Here is a 22,126-nt window from a genome sequence, read left to right on the forward strand (position 1 = left end):
GTGGCATGCTCTTTCTTTTTAAAGTCTGTGAGAACAATGACTACTTTTTATTTAATGAAGAAAAAATCAATTTTTCTTTTAAGAAATATATTAAATTTCATAATGTGAAATTATTTGATTGTTCATAATTTTTAAATTAATTATATTGAATTTAGATTTAAAAAACATGAATGGAGGTGCTTTAAAAATGGATACAAGAGAATTAAGAAATTGCTTTGGTAAGTTTGCTACTGGAGTGACTGTTGTATCGTTTAAAGATGATGATGGCAATAGAAGTGGAATTACGGTTAATTCATTTACATCTGTATCATTAGATCCTGCACTTGTTTTAGTATCAATCGATAAAAGAGCAAAAGCATTACAAGGTTTAAAAAATAGAAATTTTATCGTGAATATCCTTGCTTCTGATCAGGAAAATATTGCTTGGCAATTTGCTGGTCGTCCACAAGATGATTTAGTTATCAATTGGGAAGATACAATGATCGGTCCTAAAATTGGTGGCGCTTTGGCAACAATTGAATGCTTACCTTGGAAAGAATATGACGGTGGAGATCATGTATTGTTTATTGGTGAAGTTAAAGAATTTTCATACCAAAATGAAAGCGCTTTAATGTTTTTTAATGGTTCATTTTTAAATACAAAAGTTAATCAATCTTAGTTTGAGGGGATTTCAATTTTATTCAAATATGATGAAGCGATAAGGGGGAAGTTTAGTGGGAATTCGTACTGGTGCAGAGTATATTGAAGGATTAAAGTCGAGAAAACCTGAAGTATGGCTTGGCGGTGAAAAGGTAGAGGACCTTGTGAATCATCCAGTATTTAAGCAACCGATTCTAGAAATTGCGAAATTATTTGATTTGCAATTTGATGCTAAGTATCAGGAGAAAATTACTCATATTTGTAGTGAAACTGGTGAAAGAATTTCAAATGCATTTTTAGTGCCAAAAACGTTTGAAGATATTAAAGCTCGTGGTGAATTATTTGAAGCATATGCAAAGTCAACTTTCGGGTTAATGGGAAGAACACCAGATTTTTTAAATGTTGTATTAACATCTATGGCAAGTAATTCTTGGTTTTTGGATAAATACAATCCAGAATGGTCTAAAAATGTTCAAAACTATTTTAAATTTGTCCGAGATCAGGATCTATTTTTAACTCATGCCATTATCAATCCACAAAATGACCGAAGCAAGCCTTCATATGAACAAAAAGATCTATTTACTCATTTAGGAGCTGTTGAGGAAACTGCTGAGGGTTTAGTCGTTAGAGGCGCAAAAATGCTGGCTACGCTTGCTCCAATTACAGATGAAGTTATTATTTATTCATTCCCTGGATTCCATGAAGGTGATGAGCGATATGCGTTAGCTTTTGCTTTACCAATAGATACACCAGGTTTAAAAATTATTTGTAGAGAACAAATGCAAGATGGAAAAAGATCATTCTTTGATCATCCTTTAGCTTCTAGATTTGAAGAAATGGATGCGGTACTAGTTTTTGAGGATGTATTAGTCCCTTGGAATCGAGTATTTATCCATAATAATGTTGAGGCAGCTAATAATCTATATCCAAAAACAGGCATTGCTCAGCAACCTGCCCATCAATCCGGCATTAGAGGCTATATTAAACTAGCGTTTGCAACAGAAGTAGCTTGTAAACTAGCTGATTCAATTGGCGTAGATGGCTATTTAAATGTCCAAAATGATTTAGGAGAACTACTTCAAGCAGTTGAAACAATCAGAGCATTACTGCGTACTGCGGAGAATGAATATGAAACTTTACCTTCTGGGGAAGTAAGACCGGCAATGGAACCTCTAGAAACGATTCGAGGATTATTACCAACAATGTATCCAAGAGCGATAGAAGTAATCCAAACGATTGGTGCAGGAGGCTTGTTAATGTCACCTACTGAGGCAGACTTTCAACATCCTGAACTAAGAAATTCATTAGATAAATATTATGTAGGTAGAGAAGGCGTTTCATCTCTTGAGCGAGTGCAATTATTTAAGCTAGCATGGGATTTATGTGGAGAGGCATTTGGACAAAGAGCTCTTCAATACGAAAGATATTATACTGGTGATCCAATTCGAAAAAGAGCAATCTTTTATAATCAAATGAAGCGTAAAAAAACATTTACAATGGTTGATGACGCATTAAATGGTGCGAATAAATTAATAGGTGAACCAATTTAAAAGGACAATCCAATCATCTAGCGAATTCTAAAATTTAACGACTAATTTTAGGAAAGTTGGGTGTTTATGAAATTTTTTAGCTTTTCGTGGGGAGGGAATATCTCATGATCTCTTCAGTTCATAAGATTTCTAGAATATTAGATTGCTTTACAGAAGATGAACCAGTCTTAGGAAATTTAGAAATAGCTGAAAAATTAAATATGAATGCTAGTTCTGTGCACCATTTAGTTAGAACATTGTGTTCGCTTGGTATTTTAATTCAAGATAGTAAAAAGAAATACCGTTTAGGTTGGAAGTTATTAGAATGGAGTAATCATGTAATGCATCAACAAGACATATACAGTGAGGCCATTCCTTTACTAGAAAATCTACTAAAAAACTATAATGGAACTGTACATATCGGTATGTTTGATGCTGGAAATGTAAGATTTGTATTAAAGGTTTCATCAAAAAATTCGATACCAGTACCTACATTTGTAGGGGCGAAAAGACCAGCTTACTGTACGAGTACAGGGAAAATATTACTCTCGTATAATCCAAAATATATAAAGCCAACAATTGAAAGAGGCTTAACCGCATATACAACTAATACAATTACTTGTATTGATACATTACAAAAGGAATTAGCAGCCATTAAAGAAAATGGATATAGCATTAGTAATAATGAAAATGATTTAGGATTATTTGGGATCGCAGCACCAATTCAAACATATGCAGGACACACTTTTGCTGCATTAAACATGGTAGGACCAGTTTCCTATATGATGAGTCAAGACATTGGCCGAATGGTTCAAGATGTAATGAAGACGGCCAAGTTAGTCTCTAATCAATTAGGATATATTAACACGTAATTGTAAACGGTTACAAAGACAACGCCTAGGAGGATAAAAATGAATCTTAAAAGTCGAGTTTTCAATATTGTTAAATTGATAGAGGACAATAAAGAGTTATTAAAACCACCTGTAAATAATAAGGTTATTTGGGAGGATTCAGAATATATTGCCATGATTATTGGTGGCCCAAATAAGCGTAGGGATTTCCATGTTGATCCGGCGGACGAATTTTTCTATCAAATAAAAGGAAGCTGTTACGTTGAATGTATTACTGGCGAAGGAAAGCGAGAAGTAGTTGAAGTAGCTGAAGGTGAAATATTTATGCTACCTTCATTTGTGCCACATTCACCACATCGAGTAAAAGATTCTTATGGAATCGTGATTGAAAGAAAAAGAGCTGTTGGTGAATTAGAAAGCTTCGTCTGGCATTGTGATGAATGTAATTTAGAAATGCATAAAACAACTGTTCAATTAACAGATATCGGTACACAAGTGAAGGAAGCTATTGAACAATTCAATGGTAGCTTAGAGCTAAGAACGTGTAAGCATTGTGGCCATGTCATGAAAGAGGAAGCGGATGAATGGGTATGCGTATAGATTTTCATACACATATCATTCCGGAACAATTACCTAATTTCTTTGAAAAATATGGGCAGGAGCGTTGGCCGATTTTACAACCAACATGTTCCTGCGGTGCCAATATTATGGTCGGCGGTAAAGTCTTTAGAGAAGTTACGGACCAAGTTTGGAGCGCTGAAAAAAGAATCGAGGACATGGCTAAAGAAGGGGTTTGTATGCAAGTATTATCCCCTATACCAGTAACATTTTCATACTGGGCACCCCCTCATGCTGCTTTAGAAATGGCGGTCATTCAAAATGACTTTATTGCAGAAACGGTTAAAAAATATCCAACAAAGTTTCTAGGTTTAGGTACGGTGCCAATGCAGGATTCGGAAGTTGCGATTAAAGAAATGGACCGTTGTATTCATGAATTGGGACTACATGGATTAGAAATTGGAACAAATGTGAATGGTGTGAATTTGGATAGTGAGCAGTTTCAACCATTTTTCGAAATGGCTGAAAAATGGAATGTACCATTATTTATTCATCCTTGGGAAACTTTGGCTAAGGATCGTACGCCAGATCATAATTTTATGTATACAGTTGGCATGCCAAGTGAAACTGCTTTAGCAGCTGCAAGTTTAACATTCGGTGGAGTCATTGAAAAATATCCGAATTTAAAAATTTGTTTTGCACATGGAGGAGGCTCTTTTCCATTCATCTTACCTAGACTAGACCAAGGTTGGGAAGTATGGCCGCATCTTAGAAAAACATCAAAGCCTCCGAGTCATTATGTTCAAAATTTTTATTTTGACTCTTTACATTATGACCCATTAAATATTCAGTTTTTAATTGATAGATTTGGGTATGAAAAGATTGTAATTGGCTCGGATTATCCGTTTTTATTAAGAGAAGTACCACCAGGTAGAGTAATCGATCGCTTACAAGATATAAGTAGTGAAGTAAGAGAAGCTATTTTTAGTAAAAACGCATTAGAATTCTTAAATATAAAGGAGACAAACTTACGATATGGAAAACAAAGTATTGACTCCAGAAGATAGATTAAACAGTTTAGGCTTTACATTAAAGCCCGTTAGAGCAGCTGTAGGTAATTATGTGAGCCTTGTTCGAACAGGAAATCTAATTTTTACAGCCGGGCAAGGGGTAGATGAATTCCACGGTAAGCTTGGGCGTGATTTAACGATTGAAGAGGGATACTTAGCATCACGTCAATCGATGTTAAATTTATTAAGCGCTTTAAAGAACGAACTTGGAGAACTTTCAAGGATCAAAAAAGTTATTAAATTATTAGGCTTTGTTAATTGTACAGATACGTTTACAGAGCAGCCGAAAGTAATGAATGGGGCGTCGGATTTACTCGTTGAAGTGTTTGGTGAAAAAGGAAAACATGCCCGTTCAGCAGTTGGAATGGCACAGCTTCCAAACAATACAGCGATTGAAATTGAGATGATCGTAGAAATTGAAGATTAAGTTAGTAAAGTAAAGCTAAAAAAGATATTCAGACTGATTGAGAACGCTTGACTTTCAAAAGGCACAGCAAGGTAAGAAGCAAATTTACCATTAAAGGTAATGAGCACTACAAGCGAAGCAATGATGAAAGCAAGCGTTTTTCAATTGTCTGTGGTGACATTCGTGTCACCTTTTATTTTATAAAGAATGGTAGGTGTCCTTTATGCAAATACAATTAAATAAAAATAAAACATTACCGATTGATTGTAAGCATTTCATAGATGGTCAATATATTCCTTCGTTTAATCAAAAAACATTCTTAAATATAAATCCAGCGACAGAAGAAGTATTAGGAAAGATTTCTGAAGGTGGCGAACTAGAAATTGATTTGGCAGTAAAAGCTGCTAGAAGAGCTTTAAAAGGTGAGTGGAAACATTTTACGACTGAGCAAAGATCGATTGTTTTAAGAAAAATAGGTGATGGAATTTTAGCAAGAAAAGAAGAACTTGCGGCTTTAGAAGCAATGGATACTGGTAAGCCATATGAACTTGCGCTTGAGGTAGACATTACCCGATCAGCTTACAATTTTTATTTTTTTGCTGATTATATTACTTCATTAGGCACAGAGAGTCATATGCAAAATCAAACCGCATTGCATTATTCATACCGCCGTCCGGTAGGTGTAGTCGGAATGATTAATCCTTGGAATCTTCCATTGCTTCTTTTAACTTGGAAGCTAGCACCTTGCTTAGCAGCGGGAAATACGACGGTGATGAAACCTGCCGAATTAACGCCAATGACGGCAACAATTTTAGCTGAAATATGCAAAGAAGCAGGCGTACCTGATGGTGTCATCAATATTGTCCATGGATTTGGAGCAAATGGAGCAGGTTCAGCTTTAACTGAACATCCTGATGTTGATGCAATTACTTTCACCGGTGAAACGAAAACAGGAACTGCCATTATGAAAGCAGCAGCACCTACACTTAAAAAGCTTTCATTCGAGCTAGGTGGAAAAAATCCTAATATTATTTTTGCGGATTCTAATCTTGATGAAGTGATTGAAACAACATTAAAGTCTTCGTTTATGAATCAAGGTGAAGTTTGTTTATGTGGTTCACGAATATATATTGAACGTTCAATTTATCAAGAATTTCTTGAAAAGTTTGTAGAGAAAACAAATGAATTAAAAATTGGCGATCCATTTGAAGAAGGTACGAAAGTGGGCGCTGTTATTGGAAAAGAGCACTATGACAAAGTATTATCATATATCGAAATTGCAAAAGAAGACGGTGGAACAATTTTAACGGGTGGTAGTAGACCCGAGCATCTTTCAAGTGGATATTTTATTTCACCTACAATTATTAGCGGACTTAGTCATGACTCGAGATGTGTGAAAGAAGAAATTTTTGGTCCTGTTGTAACAGTATTACCATTCGATACTGAGGATGAAGTGATTGAACGGGCAAATGACACTCATTACGGATTAGGCGCAACGATTTGGACGAATGATCTTCGAAAAGCTCATCGCGTTGCACATCAAATTGAAGCGGGGATTATTTGGGTTAATACATGGTATTTAAGAGATTTACGTACACCTTTTGGAGGAATGAAGCAAAGTGGGATTGGACGTGAAGGTGGTATTCATAGTTTTGAGTTTTATAGTGAATTATCCAATATCACAATTAAATTATAAGATTTGAAAGGTGATGAACATGAAAACGACTAAAATAGATGAGATTTCAACACTTTTGCTAGATTCAGAAAGAAATAGAAGTAGTATAAAACCATTATCTGAACAACATCCACATTTAACAGTACAGGAAGCTTATCAAATTCAATTAGCCAATATTGATTTTAAATTAAGCAAAGGACAAAAAATTGTTGGTAAAAAAATTGGTTTAACATCAATTGCGATGCAGGAGTTATTAGGTGTTGATGAACCAGATTATGGACATTTATTAGATACTATGAAAATAGAAAATGGTGGAGAAGTTTCTATAAATGAAACGATTGCACCAAAGGTTGAAGCTGAAATTGCATTTGTATTAAAAAGGGATTTAGTTGGACCAAATGTAACGGTTGAAGATGTAATCAATGCAACAGATTACATTGTCCCTGCAATTGAAGTAGTTGATAGTAGAATTGAAAATTGGAAAATCCGTTTAGAAGATACTGTGGCTGACAATGCATCAAGTTGTTTATATGTCCTTGGTAATCACCGATTTGACATTCATGAAATTGACTTACCAAATGTCATGATGGAATTGTATCGAAACGGTGAACTGATGAACACTGGAAAAGGTAATGCAGTATTAGGAAATCCAATTACATGTGTTGCTTGGTTAGCAAATAAACTAAGTGAATTTGGTATTTCATTAAAGGCAGGAGAAGTCATTTTATCAGGTGCATTATCAGCCGCAATAAATGCAACTGACGGTGATTGTTTTACCGCAAAATTCCCATTATTGGGTGATGTTTCAATTTCATTTTCTTAAAAGAGGTGTAGATGATGCGTAAGTTGAAGGTTGGTATTATCGGGTCAGGAAATATTGGAACTGATTTAATGATGAAACTCATCGATCATGATTTTCTTGAATTGACGACGATGATCGGGATTGATCCAGAATCAGATGGATTAAAACGTGCTAGACAACTTGGATTAGAAGTCATCGAAAACGGTATTGAAGGTTTTATTGATCGTAAAGAAATAGCCGATTTGTTATTTGATGCTACATCTGCAAAAGCACATATCGTTCATGCAAAGATTTTAAGTGATTTAGAGAAAAGAGTAATAGATTTAACACCTGCAGCACTTGGACCTTTCGTTGTACCTTCTGTTAATATAGGGGCACATATTAGGGAAGGTAATGTTAATTTGATTACATGTGGTGGCCAAGCGACAATCCCGGTTGTTCATGCAATTGGTAAAGTTGCTAAAGTAAATTACGCTGAAATTGTTGCAACGATTAGCAGTAAAAGTGCGGGTCCAGGTACCCGTTCCAACATTGATGAATTCACAGAAACGACAGCGCGTGGATTAGAAGAAATCGGTGGAGCTAAAAAAGGAAAGGCAATCATTATTTTAAATCCTGCGGAACCTCCAATTATGATGAGAGACACGATCTATTGTGTATTAGAAAATGAATCATTTAATCCTGAAGAAATTAAAGATTCAATTCACTTAATGGTTAAAAGTGTAAGGAACTATGTACCAGGTTATCGTTTAAGAATGGAGCCAATGATTGAAGGTAATACTGTCATCGTCCATTTGGAAGTAGAAGGTGCGGGAGATTATTTACCTAGCTATTCTGGTAATTTAGACATCATGACTGCCGCTGCAGTAAAAGTAGCTGAAGAAATTGCACAGTATGATTTAGCAAAAACAGTTTAACCTAATTTAATAGAATGAGAGGGATGTAGAATGAATGAAAGAGATGTCCTCATAACTGAGGTGGCTCTTCGAGATGGAAGTCATGCAATCGCACATTCATATAAAGTCGATCAAGTCGTAAGGGTTACAAAAGCACTTGATGAAGCAAATGTTCCTTATATTGAAGTTTCTCATGGTGATGGATTAGGTGGATCATCATTACAGTACGGATTATCAACGACAAATGAATTTGAACTAATTGAAGCTGCTGTTCATACTTGCAAGCAATCAAAAATAGCCGTTTTGCTTTTACCAGGTATTGGGACAGTAAAGGAATTAAAAGTTGCAGCTGATTTAGGCGTAAAAATGGCAAGGATTGCAACTCATGTTACTGAAGCGGACGTATCAAAACAGCATATCTCGAAATCAAAAGAGCTTGGACTTGAAACAGTAGGATTTTTGATGATGTCTCATATGGTACCTGTTGAAAAATTAGTTGAACAGGCATTACTCATGGAAAGCTATGGTGCAGATGTAGTTTATATGGTTGATTCAGCTGGTGCGTTCTTACCACATGAAGTAAAACAACGAATAGCTGCATTACGACAAGCTCTTTCAGTTGAAATCGGTTTTCATGCACATAATAATTTGTCGTTAGCTATGGCCAATACATTAGTGGCAATCGAAGAAGGCGCAACGAGAATTGACGGTAGCGTTCGATGCTTAGGAGCTGGAGCCGGAAATACACAAACGGAAGTTTTAGTTGGCGTACTAGAGCGACTAAACATAAAAACAGGAATCGATTTTTATAAAATGATGGATTTAGCTGAGGATATCGTTGCGCCGATTTTACATACACCTCAAGAGATTACAAGAGGCAGTTTAATTTTAGGCTATGCTGGAGTTTATTCTAGTTTTCTACTTCATGCGAACCGAGCTGCAAAGAAGTGGAATGTAGATGCAAGAGATATTTTGGTAGAGCTGGGAAAACAAAGAGTTGTAGGCGGACAAGAAGATATGATACAAGACGTTGCCAGTAAAATAGCAAAAGAAAGAGCGGTTCTATTGAAGGGGGAATAAATGATGATTACTGAAATTGCGAATAAAATCTATCTACATCAAAAAAATGGTAAAGAAATGGATAAAATTACGAATCACTATCCGGAATTAAATGTAAGTAATGCTTATGAAATTCAAAAGGTTAGCATTGATTATGCTATTAAGAATGGTGATCCACTTATCGGTTGGAAGATGGGCTTAACAAGTATTGCAAAGCAAAAATCAGTAAATGTCGATGAACCAATCTACGGAAGATTAACTCAGTCAATGGAGTTACAAACTTCAGTTCTTAAAATGGAAGGAACAATACATCCTCGTGTCGAACCAGAAATTGCCTTTGTTCTGAATAAACCATTATTTGGTTCTGACATCACAGCTGAAGATGTTTGGAATGCAACTGAATATATTGTACCAGCGTTAGAAGTGATTGACAGTCGTTACAAGAACTTCTCTTTTACGTTAACTGATGTGGTAGCAGATAATGCCTCATCTTCTAAATTCATTCTTGGTGAAAAAACATATTCTCCTACATACACGGCATGGGAACAAATAAATGTTGAGTTATATAAAAATGGAGAAAAGGTTCAAAGTGGAATTAGCTCAGATGTGCTTAATCACCCCGTCGAATCTGTTGTTAAACTAGTAAAAATGATTAGTAAAAATGGATACCAGTTAGATGCAGGTATGATTATATTAACAGGTGGAATTACAGAGGCAGTCCATGTTGGAGCAGGTGATCTCATAGAAGCACATTTTGAAGGATTAGAAAATATGACATTACGAGTTGAAAAGTGAGAGGTGACTTGTAATGCCAATTATTCAAGTTCAAATGTTAGAAGGAAGAAGTAAAGATGTGAAAAATAACCTGTTGAAAGAAATGAATGAAGTAGTTTGTCGTATCTTGGATGTTTCGCCTAATCAAGTTAGAATCTTATTAAATGAGTACTCAGAAGAAAATTGGTCCATTGGCGGAATTTCTAAGGCAGATTTATCAAAAAATAAATAGATAAAAGAAAAAGCCATATCAATAAAGATATGGCTTTTCAGTTTGAAACAAAGTACAAAAACTAAGAGATTCAGACTGCCTGAAAACGCTTGTCTTTCGAGGCGCAAAGATGTATGAGGAGCGGAGTTACCTTTGACGGTAATGAGCACCGCAAGCAGGCGAAGCAACGAAGAAAGCGAGCGTTTGGCGGGCAGTCTGAAATGCCATATCAATTAAGATATGGCATTTTTTACTATTGAGCTTTTTTAGCTCTATTTTCAGCAATCTCTACTGATAAACGTTCTTTACCCATTAAGACAATTGCGATAAAACCTAATAAGATTGGAACTAAAGTCCATTTAAAAGTTGTGGCAACTGAATTTGCCATTGCTTCGGTAATTTTATGAAGAACTTCCGGTGGGATTTGAGCTCTTGCATCAGCTGATAATAATGCACGAGAATCAATCTTTCCAGCAAAACCTTTTATGCTACCTAGTTCGTCACTTAGGTTATTTTTAAATACATGATTTTGTATTGAACCAAAAATGGTTACACCAATTGTCATTCCTAAAGTCCTAAAGAATGTATTTGTAGATGTAGCAATTCCTCTTTTTTGTGGTTCGATTTTATGTTGTGTTGCCATACTTAATAATGAGAATGAACAACCCATACCAAGACCGGCAATAATCATAAAGAATGTAACAGTTTTACGCGAAGTTTCAATATCTAGCGTGCTAAGTAATGCCATTCCAATGAAGAATAAAACAACTGAAACAAGCATGATTGTTCTGTAGCTAAATTTTCTCACAGATTGGCCTGCTACTTGGCTACCTACTACAGATCCAACCATCATTGGAATTAAAATAATACCAGCATTCGTTGCAGTTCCGCCATAAACAGCCTGAACAAAAAGTGGGATTAAAACGGTTGTAATGATAAATGCAGCTCCGTAGAAGAAAGCAACTCCTTGCGTTGCGGCAAATAATTGTTTTTTAAATAAACTAAATGAGATAATCGGTTCTTCGGCTTTTCTTTCGATGAAAATAAATGAAATGAAAAGTACTCCAAAAATGACAAAAAGGCTAATAATTTGAGGTGAATCCCAAGCATACTCATTGCCACCAAGCTCAAGTCCAAACATTAGACTTACTACAGAGCCGACTAATGTAATTGCGCCTAGCCAATCAATTTTCAGTTTTCTTAAATGTAGCGTTTCTTTATAAAATTGAGAAATAAAATATAATGAAATGATGCCTAATGGTAAATTAATATAGAAAATCCAGCGCCAGTCAATTTGATCGGTAATATAAGCTCCTAATAGAGGACCAAAAACACTTGATAATCCAAAAACAGCTCCGAATAAGCCCGTCATTTTCCCTCGTTTTTCTGGCGGGAAAATATCAAATATGATTGTAAAAGCAATCGGCATTAATGAACCTCCACCGATTCCTTGTATTGCACGATATATACTTAACTGTTCGATACTATTTGCAGTTCCACATAATGCTGACCCGATTAAGAAAATGGCAAGACCTAATAAATAAAATCTTTTTCTACCATACATATCAGATAATTTACCAAAAACCGGCATACTTGCCATAGTAGCTACTAAGTATGCAGAAGTAACCCAAACAAATTGATCTAACCCACCAAGTTCTCCTACAATCGTTGGCATTGAAGCAGACACAATTGTATTGTCCATTGCAGCCATTAGCATTCCTAATAGTAGTCCAGTGACGACTAGGCCAACTTTACTTTCTTTTGAAACCATTCAGTTTCCCCCTTATGATTATGTTAATTTTTTTGTTTCTTTAGGAATTAACAAGTTTATATCATTCCAAAACTTAGATAATAATATTAATTCCTCGTCATTGTACTTTTCAAAAATATCAGTAAGTGAGTCAGATAAGGGTTTAAATAGATATGTAATTTCATTATCACGGTGATATAAGGGCTGAATGATTACTTTTCTTCGGTCGTGTGGATCATCTATGCGCTCAACTAATTCTTCTTTTTCAAGTCGATTAATGACGCCTGTTATCGCTCCAGTCGTTAAATTAGTTAAAAGAGATAATTGACCAGCTGTGATTGGTCCTGTATGGCTAAGTAACTCTCGGCACCGTAAATCAGTTGCATTTAGATGTAGCTTTGTTGCGATACCTTCGTTAAACAAGACAATTGAAGTATGAAACTTCCGCATTTCCATAACGAGTGATGAAATAAATTGTTCTCTTGAGATTTTACCTTCTGACATCTTATTTCCTCCTTAATAATTAAGAAGTACAACAACTATTAGTCTAGTAAACTAGCCTATAATGTAAAATAATTATAAATCAACAATTTGAAATAAAGAAGGAATATACTGTATTTTAACCAAAAGTTAATCTATAAATTTAATAGATATAAAATAGAACATTTCATTTGATTTAGTCAGTTCAAAGTCGGTAACAATAGTAAAGTAGACCACCTGATAAAAGGAGAAATTTTTATGAAACGAATAAATGTAGTTCCTTATAAATCATCTTGGGAAAAAGACTTTCAAAATGAAAATAAAAAAATCCAAAATTTATTGCCTGAAAAAGTGGAAATCTATCATATAGGGAGTACGTCCATTCCAAATATGTTTGCAGTTCCAATTGTAGATTTAATGATAGCTGTCCAAAGCTTAAAAGAGTTCGACAGATATAGTAAAGTACTTTGTACTATAGGATATGAGCCGATGGGGGAAACATGCGAAGAAGAAAGACGAATCTTTATGAAATGTGATGGAGATTGTAGTTATCATATTCACATTTTTCAACATGGAAACCCTGAAATTGAGCGTCGGATTGCATTCAGAGAGTTTATGATTGCCCATACAGAACAAGCTTTAGAATATAGTAGATTAAAAAAAGAATTAGCTAATCAATTTTCAAACGATGAAGCTAAATATAAAAAAGGTAGAAGTGAATTTCTAGAAAAGGTTGATCAACAAGTAAGTAAATGGAAGAATTAAATACTCCTTCCGAATAGGAAGGAGTTATCGATGTTCTTCATATTTTCCAATCAAACATATATCATTTATTCGATCTAATTGCTGACTATTTATCGGTTTTGCGTAATAAGCATTTAGATTTTCCATTAATTGTTCTTTATTTCTAGCGCCTATCGCTAAGGTAGTGACAGCTTTATGTTGTAAAATAAACTGCATAGCTAAACTATGTAATGATTGTTCGTCTTGCGTAATTTGGAGAAGCTGTTCAATTATTTCCTTACATTCTTGTTCTGAATAATGTAAGTATCCTTTACTGGAGAGTTTGTTTTTCCAATTATTGCTTAAAAGACCTTTTGCGACTGATCCTCTTGTAATAACAGAGATATTATGTTTCTCAAATAATGGGAAAAATTCCTCAGGACGACGTTCTAGTAGATTATACTGCATCATTACACTTTGAATTGCTGAATGATTGACAAAACGTTCTATTACATTTGGTCTAATGGAGGAAATTCCATAATGACGGATGTAACCTTCTTTAACAAGTTCCTCAAATGCCTCAATTGTTTCTTCATATGAATCTTCAATTGTTCCACCGTGTAGCTGATACAAATCAATAAAATCGGTATTTAATCTGCGTAAGCTTTCTTTGACAGCTTGTAAAATATGTTTCTTTGATGGATCCCATGTCCATTTATCCTGTGTTGCAGTCCAACGGTTTCCAACCTTTGTAGCCAATATTACCTGGTCTCTACGACCTTTTAATGCTTTTCCAACTATTTCTTCATTCTGGCCAAAATCATATAAATCAGCAGTATCTAAATAATTTATACCAGAATCAAGTGCGGCATGGATTGTTTGAATCGCTTCATTTTCATTTGTTCCTAATGACATACAACCTAAACCAATTTCACTAATTTCCAGTTGTGTTGATCCGAGCATTCTTTTTTTCATCATAATCCCTCCAATTGTAATTGTAGGGAATCGTCATTTATTTTACAACATATAGAGCCCGACCATCGGACTTTTTAATCCACTCTTGGACTGTTTCATACTGTTGACTCATCACTTGAAGCGTTTTTAAAATTTCAGTTTTTGACCCCACTAAAATAACTGATGTGTTCGTTCGAGACATTTTCATTTTACTCCCCCAATTTTACGCAATTTATATAATTAAGTGATAAAATGTATGTGAAAACTATACAAATTAGAACAGGTGATGAAAAAAATGAAAAAATTTGAAGAAAAAACACTGTCAGAAGAAAAAATATTCGAAGGGAGAGTCATTTCTCTTTATCATCAAGAAGTTGAATTACCAAATGGTAAATCAAGTACTCGCGAAATCGTAAAACATCCTGGGGCAGTTGCAATCATTCCGATTACAGAAGATGGGAAAATTGTATTAGTAGAACAGTATCGTAAAGCATTAGAAAGAAGTATTCTAGAAATTCCAGCGGGTAAGCTAGAAAAAGGGGAAGAACCGATTAATACAGCAAAAAGAGAATTAGAAGAAGAAACTGGGTATGAAGCAAATGAGTGGAAACATATTCAATCTTTTTATACATCACCAGGTTTTGCTGATGAGTACATACATATTTTTGTTGCAAAAGGATTAAGAAAATTAGAAAACAGTGCACAATTGGATGAAGATGAATTTGTTGAATTGCTAGAGCTCTCAGTTGAAGAATGTTTAGAAGAGTTAAAAAAGGGTTCAATTCATGATGCAAAGACTTGTTATGCGATTCAATACTTACAATTATTAAATAAAAATTAAAAAAGTGTCAATTTATTGTTAGATTGTAGATAGAATAGTAAAGATTAAAAAAGAAAGGAATGAGATAATGAAAATATCATCTATCAAGAAAACAGCCAAAGAACGATTGTCTGGTAATTGGGGTAAAACAATCTTAACACTAGTCTTCTTTGGTGTTATACAAGGTCTTATTCATATGATATTTAATGGACCAGCAAACATATACTATCATGGTCAATTGTTTCTAGGTTATGAAGAGACGATTCCTGCTGGGCCGACAACAATTATTTCTTTCATCACAACTATTCTATCTGCAGTAACAGGTTATGGGTTTTCGGTGTATTTATTAAAACTTATTAGAGATGAAGACCGTAGTTTTTCGGATTTATTCTACTATTTTAAAAGCGGTCACCAATTTGTAAGAGCAGCACTTACAACTATTCTTGTAACTATTTTTGTGTTTCTATGGTTTTTATTATTAGTTATACCTGGAATTATTAAAGGTATTGCTTATTCTCAGGTTGGATATATCCTAAAAGATCATCCTGATATGAAACCATTAGATGCAATAACATTAAGCAGAAGAATGATGGATGGATACAAGTGGAAGTACTTTTTACTATTTTTATCTTTTATCGGATGGGCATTATTAGTTATTATTACTTTTGGAATTGCATTTTTATATGTTGGTCCTTACTACTATGCTGCAATTACACAATTCTATGAAGAAGTAAAAGAAGCATATGAAGCAAAAGGTGAATTAATTTAATATTTTTAAGACGCGCTTTTTTAGGCGTCTTTTTTTGTTGGTGAACTTTTCTAAAAAAATTGGTATTTTAGTAAGTTAGTGAATCGAAAAAGCGTGGAGTTCCTGATATTGAATCGATAAAGGACAAACGGGAAGATGCATCAAAACGCGCACCGCACTTAGTTTAGAATGTGAGTTTCAAGAAATTAACTAAATACTCATTAATAAAAGAAGTTTTTGTTAAAATAGAAAATAAGGAAATGGAATACAATAAACCAAATAAGATCATTACTGAGGTGAAAACCTTGTTTGTAACAGGAGAACTAGGAACGTATCATGTTAAAATAATGGGAGAGGGAAAGGTTACCATATTATTAGAATGCGGTATGATGCATACTCTTCATCAATGGCAGTATTTACAAAAGGAGCTTAGTCAATATGCGAAAGTGATTGCGTATGATCGACTTGGCTATGGAAAAAGTGGGAAGTGGACAAGTGAACGATCAGCTGAGCAGCAAGCTTTTGAATGCTATGATTTATTAATGACATTAAATATTTCAAGTCCACTGGTTGTTGTAGGACATTCACTTGGGGCGTATGTTACATATCAACTGAATCATTTATTTCCAAATAGAGTTCAATCGATGATTCTTCTTGATCCAACTCATCCTCAATTAGAGGATAATGAACAAAAATTATATGATAAATTACTTTATCAATATGCGCTATTGATGAAGAGAGCAAATCAACTAAAGATAACAAACATTTTACCAAGTCAATTAATTAGCAAAATGTTTAAACAGCATACAGAAGAACGATTTGAAATGTTAAGGGCATTAAAAAGCTTAAAACACTGGAAAACTGTAGTAAGTGAATGGAAAAACCTTTATTACAGTAATAAAGGAATTGGAGAAGCACTAAAAAAACAAATAGATATCCCATTGCTCGTTTTAACTGCTTCAAAACAAAGTGGTTTATCATTCGGTAAAAAGAACCAAGCTGAACTATTACAAAGAGTAGAGGATTATCATCAGCAATATGCAAGAATGTCATTAAAAGGTAGTCATAAAACAATTCAAGGCTACACACATTCTTCTATATACGGAAATAATAAAGACACTGCTAAAAATATTAGTCAGTTGATTAGAGATCAAATCGATTTATTCATTAAGTAACACAAACAAGATTAATGAAAAAAGCTGTTTTAGTCATAGACTAGAACAGCTTTTTTAGTAAAAAATTAATTTGTAACTAAAGTTTTTGTTGCAACGTTCATTAATGTTTCTGCTGAAGAAGTTACACGGTGAGTTGCTTGTCCAATTTCATTAATCGTTTCAGCAAGCTGATTAATTTCTTTCTCGGTTTTTTCAACACCTGCGATACTTTTACCCATTTCTTCAACGATTGTTACGAATGATACTTGTGTAGATTCAGCATGAACGCGTCCATCTTTTACAATACCAGACACATCATTGATTGATGTTACTACATCGTGTAAGTAAGTATTTGAGACTTCAATAATTTCTTCGATTTTTGAGATTGAATTTTTCGTTTGCTCAGCTAATTTACGTACTTCTAATGCTACAACAGCAAATCCTTTACCATGCTCACCAGCACGAGCTGCCTCAATTGCAGAGTTTAGAGATAGTAAATTCGTTTGGTCTGCAATACTTTGTACTATTTTAATAACATCAGCAATATCTTGATATGAGCTATTTAAATGCTCAACCACTTCAATCACTTTTTGAGTATTTGTAGAAATAACCCCAATACTATCAGCTAAATCTTTTACTTGATTTTTACCAGTACCAGCAATTTCTTGTGTTTTAATTACTTGTGAATTAGAGTCTTGAACTTGTGTTTTTACTTGGTGACTTTGTTCTACAAGCATTTCAACTGCAGCATTTGTTTGTTGAGTAAGTGCAACAAGCTCTTCAGCAATTTCTTGAATTTGTGCTTTTAATTCTTCTTCAGTTTTACTATGTAATTCAGTTTCTTCTAAAATATTTTCTTTCACGAATTGTGTGAATAATTGTTGTTCGAAATTTAATGATTTCATAATGGCAGTAATAAATTTTGTGCGTTCAATCGCGTCGTCAATTTCAAGGAATGCCACTCTAATATATTCTGTTAAATAACATTGGAAAGCCCCAATATAAAATTCAGGGTTATTTGCTGTATATACTGCTGTTAATCGTTTAATCATATCAACGAAATTAGCATTATAAACTGTTGTGAAATGTAACTCAATTTGTTTTTTGATTAATGTAGTTGGTTCACCAGAATCACCTAAGATACGAAATACTGTATCCATTTTGCTTCCAAGGCTCTCCATCACATTTTCAGTAATTTCTTTTTCATGCTTTTTAATATAAGTCGAATAAAACTGACCTTTAAGCGCTATATCTTCACTTGTGTAACTAATCATTTGGAATTGCTCTAAATGTTTTTGAGATAAATCAACAATTACCTTCACTTGATCAGCTTTCACTGTCGTTACACCTTTACGATTTGTTTTTTTCTTAAACGTAAACATAAATAAATTCCTCCGTTGCCTTTATAAAATTTAACTCTACTCTTATTATCGGAAAGAATTATTTCTTCGTTACTATTTTGTCATCAATTTTCAAACTTTTATAAATTCAAAGAATAAATTACTTGTCCAATCATAAAATGAATAGAGACTACGACGCAGGAGTTGATGGTATGACAAGAAGCTCAGTCCAATTAACGATGAAGAATCATGTGAAGGATTATATGCCACTTTATATTTTTGTAAGTGTCATTTTACTATTTGGTGTTGTTTTCGGAGCAGTCATTGTAAATAGTATGAACGTAAGTCAAAAACAGGATATACTTTCATTTATTACGCAATTTTTTGGACAAGTTAATAATGATGGCTATATAAATGGTAATGAAGTGTTTCTGTCGAGTTATTCGACTCATTTAAAGTTTTTAGCATTAATTTGGATTCTAGGAATCTCAATTATTGGATTGCCAATTATATTAATCTTATTATTTATGAAAGGATTAGTAGTTGGATTTACAGTTGGATTTTTAGTGAACCAGCTAGGGTGGCACGGAATATTATTAGCATTTTCATCTGTCTTTCCGCAAAATGTTATCGTATTACCTCTATATATATTATTAACCGTTTTAGCTGTTCAGTTATCAATTCGAATGATCCGAAAACAATTTATGAAAAATGATAATGAAGCAATCATGAAACAATTAGTATCCTATTCAATCGTTTTTTGTTTAGTAGCAATCTGTCTGAGTATTGCTAGTGTTATCGAAGCTTACGGTTCTTCTTACTTTTTAAAAGCAATTTCAGAAATAATAGTTTCAAAAAATTAGCAAATAATTTTTGACACTTTCTCTTTCTTTGTTATAATTATTATCAAGTGGCGAGGGAGTGAAAAAAATGGAAGAACGAGTTGAACGAATAAAAAAACAACTACATTTAGCAGGATATAAATTAACACCACAACGGGAATCTACAGTTCGTGTTTTATTAGAGAACGAAGAAGATCACCTAAGTGCAGAAGATGTTTACCTCCTAGTGAAAGAAAAATCGCCAGAAATAGGACTTGCTACTGTTTACCGTACGTTAGAATTACTAACTGAGTTAACAATTGTTGATAAAATAAATTTTGGTGATGGCGTTTCAAGATACGATTTAAGACATGAAGGTGCTCAACATTTTCACCATCATTTAATTTGTACTATTTGTGGAGCAGTAGATGAAATTCATGAAAATCTCTTAAGCGATATTGAAAAGACGGTTGAAGAACGTTGGAATTTTAAAATTAAAGATCATCGTTTATCGTTTCATGGTGTATGTCATCGTTGCCATGATTCTGAAGAACAATAAAAGATCGGTAACTATTGAGTGTTTAAACTAAAAATTACATTTTATGAAGTATCCTTGAATATGGATCAATAAAAAGCGAGTAGAGCAGTTCATCAAAATAGGTCTGCTCTTTTTCATGTTCTTAGAGAAGAATAAATCTAATCTTAGAATTGAAGTATGATTTGTCCAAATTTTGCATAGTATGTAGTAATGATGTCTTTACTTCTAGCAAAAAGGTGGTGGTCATATGAAAAAAAGAGCAGTTATTTTTTTGAATGTGTTAAAGGTAGCCATTTTATTTATTACATGTACAATCTTATTTTATTTTGCTATACAATGGATACATTCAGAATATGAGGATATGCATAGATATGACCGACCAGAAGGATCAATGTTAAAAGTTGATAAAGACCATAATCATGGTACTTTAAATCAATTGGTACGGTTTTATCAAAACGGGGAGTAATGAAGAGTGACAACTAATGAAAAAACGCCATTTAAAAAAGAATTTGATTATGCAGCAGAAGATTTTATCCATTTTATTCAAGTAGAAAAAGGATTATCAAAAAATACAATACTATCATATGGTAATGATTTAGAAAGCTATGGTATGTATATGGACCAAGTTGAGCGTATACAAGGACTTTCTAATATTATGAGAATTCATATTATTGGCTATTTAAAATATTTGAAAGAAAGAGATTTAACGGCAAGAACAATGGCTCGTCAATTAGCTACTATTCGTTCGTTTCACCAATTTCTAATCAGAGAAGTAGATGGAATGAAGGATGATCCTTCACTTTTAATCGAAATTCCAAAAGCGCCAAAAGTGTTACCAAAAGTACTCTCACTTGCTGAAGTAGAGGCGTTGTTAGAGGTATCAGACAGCTCTGAATTTGGATTAAGAGATAAGGCGATGCTAGAATTATTATATGCCACGGGAATGCGTGTTTCTGAGTTATTATCTTTAAATCTTTCAGATGTAAATTTAACAATGGGTTTTGTGCGATGCCTAGGAAAAGGAAGTAAAGAACGAATTATTCCACTAGGGAAATTAGCAATTAACTCAATAGAGCAGTATTTAAAAATGGCACGAATTAAATTGATGGGAAAAAAACAAAACGATGCGCTTTTTTTAAACCATCATGGTAATCGAATGTCGAGACAAGGTTTTTGGAAAAACTTAAAGAAACAAGCTGAAAAAGCAAATATTCAGCATGAGTTAACTCCTCATACTTTGCGACATTCATTTGCAACTCATCTGTTAGAAAACGGTGCAGACTTAAGGTCGGTGCAAGAAATGCTTGGACATGCAGACATATCAACAACACAAATTTATACTCATGTAACGAAAAATAGATTAAAAGATGTGTATAAAGAATTTCACCCAAGAGCTTAAAATAGGCTCTTTTTTCCTTTTATATTGTAGGATTTGTTGCCAAGTAAATGCATAATATATTAAATTAGTCATTAAGTGGATACGTAAGAGAGGATGAATAAAAATGATTACGATTAAAACTGAGCGGGAAATCAATTTAATGCATGAAGCTGGGAAGTTATTAGCAGCTACACATAAAGAAATTGCAAAAATGATTAAACCAGGGATTACAACTTGGGAAATTGATCAATTTGTAGAGAAGTTTTTAGCTGAAAATGGTGCTAAGCCAGAACAAAAGGGATATCGTGGATATGAATATGCAACATGTGCATCAATTAATGATGAGATTTGTCACGGATTCCCTCGTAAAAAGGCTTTAAAGGATGGGGACATTGTAACAATTGATATGGTTGTTAATTTAAATGGTGCTCTTGCAGATTCAGCATGGACATATGGCGTAGGAAATATCACAAAAGAAAATAAAGATTTACTAAAAGTTACAAAAGAATGTTTATATAAAGGTATTGAACAAGCTATTGTAGGTAATCGTCTAGGTGATATTGGATATGCGATTCAATCATATGCTGAATCATTAAATTATTCAGTTGTTCGTGATTTTACTGGTCATGGAATTGGGCCAACACTTCATGAAGAACCTTTTGTACCACATTTTGGTATGGCAGGAAAAGGACTTAGACTTCGTGAAGGTATGGTTATCACGATTGAACCAATGATAAATATTGGAACATGGCATTCACAAATGGATGGGAATGGATGGACAGCTCGTACGAGAGATGGTAAAAATTCAGCACAATATGAGCATACATTGGCAATAACAAGTGAAGGTCCAAAAATATTAACAATGCAGTAAAATATTAACATTGATAAAAAATGATCAGTGATTTAAGATAAGAATCGTTACAGCAAACTGAATGAACGAAAAACAAAAA

General features: G+C 33.9%; 26 protein-coding genes. 21 read left to right on the top strand and 5 right to left on the bottom strand.

Going from position 1 to position 22,126, the window contains the following annotated elements; translation table 11 throughout:
- Window positions 1-187: 187 nt before the first annotated feature.
- The 12 genes from CAB05_RS08030 (at window position 188) to CAB05_RS08085 (ending at window position 10,491) form a co-directional block, all read left to right on the top strand.
- Entirely contained in the window at window positions 188-658 is a 471-nt protein-coding gene (locus CAB05_RS08030; protein WP_087999299.1) for a flavin reductase family protein, read from the top strand.
- A 55-nt stretch (window positions 659-713) separates the two neighbouring features.
- The gene (locus tag CAB05_RS08035) at window positions 714-2,189 is read left to right on the top strand and encodes a 4-hydroxyphenylacetate 3-hydroxylase family protein (protein WP_087999300.1); all 1,476 of its coding nucleotides are present in this window, start codon (window positions 714-716) and stop codon (window positions 2,187-2,189) included.
- A gap of 104 nt (window positions 2,190-2,293) precedes the next feature.
- Window positions 2,294-3,040 carry an IclR family transcriptional regulator gene (locus CAB05_RS08040; RefSeq protein ID WP_087999301.1) on the top strand — a complete coding sequence of 249 codons (747 nt, stop codon included), beginning with the start codon at window positions 2,294-2,296 and terminating at the stop codon, window positions 3,038-3,040.
- Window positions 3,041-3,079: 39 nt separating this feature from the next.
- Window positions 3,080-3,619, top strand: a complete 540-nt coding sequence (locus tag CAB05_RS08045) for a 3-hydroxyanthranilate 3,4-dioxygenase (protein ID WP_087999302.1) — start codon at window positions 3,080-3,082, stop codon at window positions 3,617-3,619.
- Window positions 3,604-4,644: an amidohydrolase family protein gene (locus CAB05_RS08050; protein WP_087999303.1), complete on the top strand. Its 1,041-nt coding sequence runs from the start codon at window positions 3,604-3,606 to the stop codon at window positions 4,642-4,644. The genes CAB05_RS08045 and CAB05_RS08050 overlap by 16 nt, the downstream gene beginning before the upstream one ends.
- Window positions 4,613-5,074, top strand: coding sequence for a RidA family protein (locus CAB05_RS08055; RefSeq protein ID WP_087999304.1), 462 nt, complete (start codon window positions 4,613-4,615; stop codon window positions 5,072-5,074). The genes CAB05_RS08050 and CAB05_RS08055 overlap by 32 nt, the downstream gene beginning before the upstream one ends.
- A gap of 202 nt (window positions 5,075-5,276) precedes the next feature.
- Window positions 5,277-6,749 carry an aldehyde dehydrogenase gene (locus CAB05_RS08060; protein WP_087999305.1) on the top strand — a complete coding sequence of 491 codons (1,473 nt, stop codon included), beginning with the start codon at window positions 5,277-5,279 and terminating at the stop codon, window positions 6,747-6,749.
- Window positions 6,750-6,768: 19 nt separating this feature from the next.
- Window positions 6,769-7,551: a 2-keto-4-pentenoate hydratase gene (locus tag CAB05_RS08065; protein WP_087999306.1), complete on the top strand. Its 783-nt coding sequence runs from the start codon at window positions 6,769-6,771 to the stop codon at window positions 7,549-7,551.
- 14 nt (window positions 7,552-7,565) lie between these two features.
- Window positions 7,566-8,447 carry an acetaldehyde dehydrogenase (acetylating) gene (locus tag CAB05_RS08070; protein ID WP_087999307.1) on the top strand — a complete coding sequence of 294 codons (882 nt, stop codon included), beginning with the start codon at window positions 7,566-7,568 and terminating at the stop codon, window positions 8,445-8,447.
- 30 nt (window positions 8,448-8,477) lie between these two features.
- On the top strand, window positions 8,478-9,506 hold the full coding sequence (gene dmpG, locus CAB05_RS08075; RefSeq protein ID WP_087999308.1) for a 4-hydroxy-2-oxovalerate aldolase: 1,029 nt from the start codon (window positions 8,478-8,480) through the stop codon (window positions 9,504-9,506).
- Between the two features lie 3 nt (window positions 9,507-9,509).
- Entirely contained in the window at window positions 9,510-10,280 is a 771-nt protein-coding gene (locus CAB05_RS08080) for a 2-keto-4-pentenoate hydratase (RefSeq protein ID WP_235821394.1), read from the top strand.
- Between the two features lie 13 nt (window positions 10,281-10,293).
- Window positions 10,294-10,491: a tautomerase family protein gene (locus CAB05_RS08085; protein ID WP_087999310.1), complete on the top strand. Its 198-nt coding sequence runs from the start codon at window positions 10,294-10,296 to the stop codon at window positions 10,489-10,491.
- Window positions 10,492-10,723: 232 nt separating this feature from the next.
- Here the strand turns inward: CAB05_RS08085 and CAB05_RS08090 are convergent, their stop codons facing one another.
- Window positions 10,724-12,241: an MFS transporter gene (locus CAB05_RS08090; RefSeq protein ID WP_087999311.1), complete on the bottom strand. Its 1,518-nt coding sequence runs from the start codon at window positions 12,239-12,241 to the stop codon at window positions 10,724-10,726.
- Window positions 12,242-12,259: 18 nt separating this feature from the next.
- On the bottom strand, window positions 12,260-12,724 hold the full coding sequence (locus CAB05_RS08095; RefSeq protein ID WP_087999312.1) for a MarR family winged helix-turn-helix transcriptional regulator: 465 nt from the start codon (window positions 12,722-12,724) through the stop codon (window positions 12,260-12,262).
- A gap of 234 nt (window positions 12,725-12,958) precedes the next feature.
- Here CAB05_RS08095 and CAB05_RS08100 point away from each other — a divergent pair, with 234 nt between their 5' ends.
- On the top strand, window positions 12,959-13,465 hold the full coding sequence (locus CAB05_RS08100; RefSeq protein ID WP_087999313.1) for a GrpB family protein: 507 nt from the start codon (window positions 12,959-12,961) through the stop codon (window positions 13,463-13,465).
- 24 nt (window positions 13,466-13,489) lie between these two features.
- On the opposite strand, the gene CAB05_RS08105 is transcribed toward CAB05_RS08100, so the two are convergent.
- Together CAB05_RS08105 and mciZ are read right to left on the bottom strand one after the other, a co-directional pair.
- Window positions 13,490-14,398 carry an aldo/keto reductase gene (locus CAB05_RS08105; RefSeq protein ID WP_087999314.1) on the bottom strand — a complete coding sequence of 303 codons (909 nt, stop codon included), beginning with the start codon at window positions 14,396-14,398 and terminating at the stop codon, window positions 13,490-13,492.
- Between the two features lie 37 nt (window positions 14,399-14,435).
- Complete coding sequence (gene mciZ / locus CAB05_RS08110) at window positions 14,436-14,585, bottom strand: Z-ring formation inhibitor MciZ (protein ID WP_087999315.1); 150 nt, start codon at window positions 14,583-14,585, stop codon at window positions 14,436-14,438.
- 87 nt (window positions 14,586-14,672) lie between these two features.
- Between mciZ and CAB05_RS08115 the strand changes: the two genes are divergently transcribed.
- The 3 genes from CAB05_RS08115 to CAB05_RS08125 all read left to right on the top strand — a co-directional run bounded on the left by CAB05_RS08115 (window position 14,673) and on the right by CAB05_RS08125 (window position 17,120).
- Entirely contained in the window at window positions 14,673-15,218 is a 546-nt protein-coding gene (locus tag CAB05_RS08115) for an NUDIX domain-containing protein (RefSeq protein ID WP_087999316.1), read from the top strand.
- A gap of 67 nt (window positions 15,219-15,285) precedes the next feature.
- Window positions 15,286-15,966 carry a DUF975 family protein gene (locus tag CAB05_RS08120; RefSeq protein ID WP_087999317.1) on the top strand — a complete coding sequence of 227 codons (681 nt, stop codon included), beginning with the start codon at window positions 15,286-15,288 and terminating at the stop codon, window positions 15,964-15,966.
- Window positions 15,967-16,136: 170 nt separating this feature from the next.
- The gene (locus CAB05_RS08125; protein WP_087999318.1) at window positions 16,137-17,120 is read left to right on the top strand and encodes an alpha/beta fold hydrolase; all 984 of its coding nucleotides are present in this window, start codon (window positions 16,137-16,139) and stop codon (window positions 17,118-17,120) included.
- Between the two features lie 65 nt (window positions 17,121-17,185).
- On the opposite strand, the gene CAB05_RS22660 is transcribed toward CAB05_RS08125, so the two are convergent.
- The gene (locus tag CAB05_RS22660) at window positions 17,186-18,481 is read right to left on the bottom strand and encodes a methyl-accepting chemotaxis protein (RefSeq protein ID WP_087999319.1); all 1,296 of its coding nucleotides are present in this window, start codon (window positions 18,479-18,481) and stop codon (window positions 17,186-17,188) included.
- Window positions 18,482-18,618: 137 nt separating this feature from the next.
- Here CAB05_RS22660 and spoIIM point away from each other — a divergent pair, with 137 nt between their 5' ends.
- The 5 genes from spoIIM (at window position 18,619) to map (ending at window position 22,047) form a co-directional block, all read left to right on the top strand.
- The gene (spoIIM, locus tag CAB05_RS08135) at window positions 18,619-19,302 is read left to right on the top strand and encodes a stage II sporulation protein M (protein WP_235821395.1); all 684 of its coding nucleotides are present in this window, start codon (window positions 18,619-18,621) and stop codon (window positions 19,300-19,302) included.
- A gap of 67 nt (window positions 19,303-19,369) precedes the next feature.
- On the top strand, window positions 19,370-19,819 hold the full coding sequence (fur, locus tag CAB05_RS08140; RefSeq protein ID WP_087999321.1) for a ferric iron uptake transcriptional regulator: 450 nt from the start codon (window positions 19,370-19,372) through the stop codon (window positions 19,817-19,819).
- Between the two features lie 226 nt (window positions 19,820-20,045).
- Entirely contained in the window at window positions 20,046-20,264 is a 219-nt protein-coding gene (locus tag CAB05_RS08145; protein ID WP_087999322.1) for a YqzK family protein, read from the top strand.
- Window positions 20,265-20,270: 6 nt separating this feature from the next.
- Window positions 20,271-21,197, top strand: coding sequence for a site-specific tyrosine recombinase XerD (xerD, locus tag CAB05_RS08150; RefSeq protein ID WP_087999323.1), 927 nt, complete (start codon window positions 20,271-20,273; stop codon window positions 21,195-21,197).
- A gap of 103 nt (window positions 21,198-21,300) precedes the next feature.
- Window positions 21,301-22,047, top strand: coding sequence for a type I methionyl aminopeptidase (gene map / locus CAB05_RS08155; RefSeq protein WP_087999324.1), 747 nt, complete (start codon window positions 21,301-21,303; stop codon window positions 22,045-22,047).
- Window positions 22,048-22,126: the final 79 nt, after the last annotated feature.

The organism is Gottfriedia solisilvae (assembly GCF_002128405.1).
Lineage (GTDB): Bacteria > Bacillota > Bacilli > Bacillales > Bacillaceae_G > Gottfriedia > Gottfriedia solisilvae.

What these genes read in the sequence shown, in the direction of transcription:
- spoIIM (WP_235821395.1), top strand. Translation starts at nt 18,619, where the DNA reads ATGAATAGAGACTACGACGCAGGAGTTGATGGTATGACAAGAAGCTCA.
- fur (WP_087999321.1), top strand. Translation starts at nt 19,370, where the DNA reads ATGGAAGAACGAGTTGAACGAATAAAAAAACAACTACATTTAGCAGGA.
- CAB05_RS08090 (WP_087999311.1), bottom strand. Translation starts at nt 12,241, where the DNA reads ATGGTTTCAAAAGAAAGTAAAGTTGGCCTAGTCGTCACTGGACTACTA.
- CAB05_RS08065 (WP_087999306.1), top strand. Translation starts at nt 6,769, where the DNA reads ATGAAAACGACTAAAATAGATGAGATTTCAACACTTTTGCTAGATTCA.
- dmpG (WP_087999308.1), top strand. Translation starts at nt 8,478, where the DNA reads ATGAATGAAAGAGATGTCCTCATAACTGAGGTGGCTCTTCGAGATGGA.
- map (WP_087999324.1), top strand. Translation starts at nt 21,301, where the DNA reads ATGATTACGATTAAAACTGAGCGGGAAATCAATTTAATGCATGAAGCT.
- CAB05_RS08070 (WP_087999307.1), top strand. Translation starts at nt 7,566, where the DNA reads ATGCGTAAGTTGAAGGTTGGTATTATCGGGTCAGGAAATATTGGAACT.
- CAB05_RS08060 (WP_087999305.1), top strand. Translation starts at nt 5,277, where the DNA reads ATGCAAATACAATTAAATAAAAATAAAACATTACCGATTGATTGTAAG.
- CAB05_RS22660 (WP_087999319.1), bottom strand. Translation starts at nt 18,481, where the DNA reads ATGTTTACGTTTAAGAAAAAAACAAATCGTAAAGGTGTAACGACAGTG.
- CAB05_RS08105 (WP_087999314.1), bottom strand. Translation starts at nt 14,398, where the DNA reads ATGAAAAAAAGAATGCTCGGATCAACACAACTGGAAATTAGTGAAATT.
- CAB05_RS08080 (WP_235821394.1), top strand. Translation starts at nt 9,510, where the DNA reads ATGATTACTGAAATTGCGAATAAAATCTATCTACATCAAAAAAATGGT.
- mciZ (WP_087999315.1), bottom strand. Translation starts at nt 14,585, where the DNA reads ATGAAAATGTCTCGAACGAACACATCAGTTATTTTAGTGGGGTCAAAA.
- CAB05_RS08120 (WP_087999317.1), top strand. Translation starts at nt 15,286, where the DNA reads ATGAAAATATCATCTATCAAGAAAACAGCCAAAGAACGATTGTCTGGT.
- CAB05_RS08115 (WP_087999316.1), top strand. Translation starts at nt 14,673, where the DNA reads ATGAAAAAATTTGAAGAAAAAACACTGTCAGAAGAAAAAATATTCGAA.
- CAB05_RS08095 (WP_087999312.1), bottom strand. Translation starts at nt 12,724, where the DNA reads ATGTCAGAAGGTAAAATCTCAAGAGAACAATTTATTTCATCACTCGTT.
- CAB05_RS08040 (WP_087999301.1), top strand. Translation starts at nt 2,294, where the DNA reads ATGATCTCTTCAGTTCATAAGATTTCTAGAATATTAGATTGCTTTACA.
- CAB05_RS08045 (WP_087999302.1), top strand. Translation starts at nt 3,080, where the DNA reads ATGAATCTTAAAAGTCGAGTTTTCAATATTGTTAAATTGATAGAGGAC.
- CAB05_RS08085 (WP_087999310.1), top strand. Translation starts at nt 10,294, where the DNA reads ATGCCAATTATTCAAGTTCAAATGTTAGAAGGAAGAAGTAAAGATGTG.
- CAB05_RS08030 (WP_087999299.1), top strand. Translation starts at nt 188, where the DNA reads ATGGATACAAGAGAATTAAGAAATTGCTTTGGTAAGTTTGCTACTGGA.
- CAB05_RS08050 (WP_087999303.1), top strand. Translation starts at nt 3,604, where the DNA reads ATGGGTATGCGTATAGATTTTCATACACATATCATTCCGGAACAATTA.
- CAB05_RS08055 (WP_087999304.1), top strand. Translation starts at nt 4,613, where the DNA reads ATGGAAAACAAAGTATTGACTCCAGAAGATAGATTAAACAGTTTAGGC.
- CAB05_RS08145 (WP_087999322.1), top strand. Translation starts at nt 20,046, where the DNA reads ATGAAAAAAAGAGCAGTTATTTTTTTGAATGTGTTAAAGGTAGCCATT.
- CAB05_RS08100 (WP_087999313.1), top strand. Translation starts at nt 12,959, where the DNA reads ATGAAACGAATAAATGTAGTTCCTTATAAATCATCTTGGGAAAAAGAC.